Below are 3,614 nucleotides of genomic sequence, written 5' to 3'. Positions count from 1 at the left end.
TGAAGGCATGACCCGAAACCTTCCGAGACGACCGGTCGTCGGCATCCCCTGCGATGTGAAATTGCTGGGGGTCCATCCCTTTCACGCCGTGGGCGAGAAATACATCGCCGCGGTCGAAGGCGGAGCCGGCACGAAACCCATCCTGTTGCCGGTCCCGCGCCTGAGCGAAGGCCACTTCGATCTCGACGCGGAGCTGGACGAGATTTTCGCGCTCTGCGACGGCATCTTCCTGACCGGCTCGCATTCCAATGTTCACCCGAGGAATTACGGCGGCACGGATCCGCGCGAGGGCGTCTTGCTCGACGAACAGCGCGACGCGCTGACGCTCGGCCTTATCCGCGCGAGCGTCGCGCGCGGCGTGCCGCTCTTCTGCGTCTGTCGCGGCTTTCAGGAGATGAACGTCGCCTATGGCGGCACGCTGCATCAGCATATCCATGAAGAGCCGGGCGAGCCGGGCTTCGCGCCGCGCCGCGACCACCGGGAAAACAAGGACGATCCGCTCGACACGCAATATGGCCCGGCGCATGAGGTGAACCTCATCGAGGGCGGCGCCTTCGAGACAATTCTCGGGACAAGGGCGATCCGCGTGAATTCGCTTCACGGACAGGGCGTGGCACGGCTTGCCGACCGCCTCGTCGCCGAGGGCCGCGCGCCCGACGGCACGGTCGAGGCGATGAGCGTGCGCGACGCCCCGGGCTTCGCGCTGGGGGTGCAATGGCATCCCGAATGGAAATACCGGGAGAACCCGGTTTCGCTGAAGCTCCTCGGAGCCTTCGGCGATGCGGTGCGCAAGGTCGCGCAGCAAAAAGCGCGACACGCGCTCGACACTCAACGGACCTGAGGTCCAAGCAGGAAAGAGAACGGTGCCCCATGGCGACGGGCAATGAGACGGTGAAGAACAAGGACGAACTGGTGAAGTGGCTGAAGGATCGCCGCGTCACCGAAGTCGAGGTGATGGTGTCGGACATGGCCGGCATCGCCCGCGGCAAGATCCTGCCGACCAAGAAATTCATTTCGGGCCTGACCGAGCGGACGCTCCGCCTGCCGGAATCGATCTTCGGCCAGACGGTGACGGGCGACTTCATCGACTCGGACGTTCTCTCCGACACCGAGCCGGACATCATTCTCGATCCCGATCCCGCCACCGTGCGCGTCGTCCCCTGGTATGACGAGCCGACCGCGCAGATCATCTGCGACGCCAATTACCGCGACGGCGGCCATGTGCCGATCGCGCCGCGCAATGTGCTGAAGAAGGTGCTGGCGCTTTACGAGGCCAAGGGCTGGCAGCCGGTCGTCGCGCCGGAGGTCGAGTTCTTTCTCGCCGCCAAGAACATCGACCCCGACTATCCGCTGGAACCGCCGGTCGGCACCAACGGCCGCAAGGAAACGGCGCGGCAATCCTATGGTATCGACGCGGTCAATGAATTCGATCCGATCTTCGAGGACATGTATGATTTCTGCGAGGCGCAGGATCTCGACATCGACACGCTGATCCATGAATCGGGCGCCGCCCAGGTCGAGATCAATTTCGATCATGGCGATCCGCTCGAAATCGCCGACCAGACGTTCCTCTTCAAGCGCACCATGCGCCAGGCGGCGATGAAGCACGGCGTCTATGCGACCTTCATGGCCAAGCCCTATGAGGGCGAGCCCGGCAGCGCGATGCATATTCATCAGTCGCTGGTCGATGTCGACACGGGCGAGAATCTCTTCTCGACCAAGCAGGGCCGGGACTCGAAGCTCTTCCTCTCCTATATCGCGGGCCTGCAGAAATATCTGCCGGCAGCGATGCCGCTCATCGCGCCCAACGTCAATTCATACCGCCGCATCGTCCGCGACCTCGCCGCCCCCATCAACACGCATTGGGGCCATGAGAACCGCACGGTGGGCTTGCGCATTCCCGAAGCCAAGCGCACCGCGCGCCGCGTCGAGAACCGCGTGCCGGGCGCCGACGCCAATCCCTATCTCGCCATCGCGGCCTCGCTCGCCTGCGGCTATATCGGCATGACCGAGGAACTCGTGCCGACCAAGGAGATGAAGGGCAACGCCTACGAGTCGAAACGCTACGGATTGCCGCGTCACCTTCTCGACGCGCTGGACAATCTGCGCTCGTCGTCGGACCTCAAGGAAATCCTCGGGCTCGATTTCGTGATGGTCTATCTCGACGTCAAATACACCGAACACGAAGCCTATCAGCAAGTGATCTCGGCCTGGGAGCGTGAGCATCTGCTGCTGAATGTGTGAGGGGCGGCACGATCTATCCCCCACTCGTCATGGCCGGGCTTGTCCCGGCCATCCACGTCTTCAAAACCCGACACGGAAGAAAGACGTGGATACGCGGGACAAGCCCGCGCATGACGGAAGAGGAGAGGGAGCGCCTCTTGGCTGCCTACCACAACCTCGTCATGGCCCGGAAGAGCCGGCTAATGACGGAACTGGAAAGACCGAGACTCGCCTCCCCCGCCTCCTTCCTGTAGACTCTCCTCATGTTCCACACGGGTTTCCATTCGAGCCGCCGGCAGAAGCGTGAGCTTCTGATCCTCTGCGCGCGCATCGGTTACAACCCGTAGGAGCGCTCCGGCGCGGAGACAAAATTCCGCGCGTTTTCCGCACTCTCAACATCCTCGGAAACACGGAGCACTCCCATGTCGGAAACCATTGCGAAATCCAATCAGACCAAACGCTGGCAGGAGATGGATGCCGCGCATCATCTTCATCCCTTCACGACGCATCACGAACTCGCCAAGACCGGCGCCCGCGTCATCACCCATGCCAAGGGCGTCTATCTCTACGACTCGGAAGGCCACAGGCTTATCGACGGCATGGCGGGGCTCTGGTGCGTGCAGGTCGGCTATGGCCGCGAGGAGCTGGCGGAAGCCGGCTACAAGGCGCTGAAGGAACTGCCTTACTACAACGCCTTTTTCCAGACGACGACGCCCTACACCGCCGAGCTCTCGCAGCGTCTCTCCGAAGTGACGCCGAAGGGCATAGACCGTTTCTTCTTTGCCAATTCGGGCTCCGAGGGCAATGACAGTGCGATCAAGATCATTCGCTATTTCTGGAACCTGCAGGGCCGGCCGACGAAGAAGACCATCATCTCGCGCCTCAAAGGCTATCACGGCGTGACCATGGGTTCGGCCTCGCTGTCCGGTTTCACCGCCATGCACCGCCAAGCCGACCTGCCGCTGCCGGGCTTTGCTCATATCGCCTGCCCCTACTGGTATGGCGATGGCGGCGACATGACGCCGGAGGAATTCGGCCTGAAGACGGCGCGCGCGCTGGAGGAAAAGATTCTCGAGCTCGGCGCGGAGAATGTCGCAGCCTTCGTCGCCGAGCCCGTGCAGGGCGCCGGCGGCCTTATTATTCCGCCTGCGAACTATTGGGCCGAGATCAACCGCATCTGCAAGAAGTACGACGTGCTGCTGCATGTCGACGAGGTGATCTGCGGCTTCGGACGCACCGGCAAATGGTTCGGCACCGAGACCTACGGTATCGACCCCGACATGATCAACATGGCTAAGGGCCTCTCCTCCGGCTACCAGCCGATCGCCGCCGTCGGCGTCGGCAGCCGCGTCGGCGACGCCGTCTTCAACTCGAAGGAAGAGTGGTCGCAC

The 3,614-nt window shown here is 62.8% G+C and carries 3 protein-coding genes; all 3 read left to right on the top strand.

What is annotated here, in order from left to right:
* On the top strand, positions 1–841 hold an 841-nt coding region (locus VMR03_RS03550), incomplete at its 5' end, for a gamma-glutamyl-gamma-aminobutyrate hydrolase family protein (RefSeq protein WP_325402349.1).
* A gap of 29 nt (positions 842–870) precedes the next feature.
* Positions 871–2,244: a glutamine synthetase family protein gene (locus tag VMR03_RS03545; protein WP_325402347.1), complete on the top strand. Its 1,374-nt coding sequence runs from the start codon at positions 871–873 to the stop codon at positions 2,242–2,244.
* Positions 2,245–2,645: 401 nt separating this feature from the next.
* The coding region (locus VMR03_RS03540) for an aminotransferase (RefSeq protein WP_325402345.1) at positions 2,646–3,614 on the top strand (969 nt) is incomplete at its 3' end.

The organism is Parvibaculum sp. (assembly GCF_035511255.1).
Classification (GTDB): Bacteria; Pseudomonadota; Alphaproteobacteria; order Parvibaculales; family Parvibaculaceae; genus Parvibaculum.
This window is presented reverse-complemented; position numbering and strand designations above follow the sequence as displayed.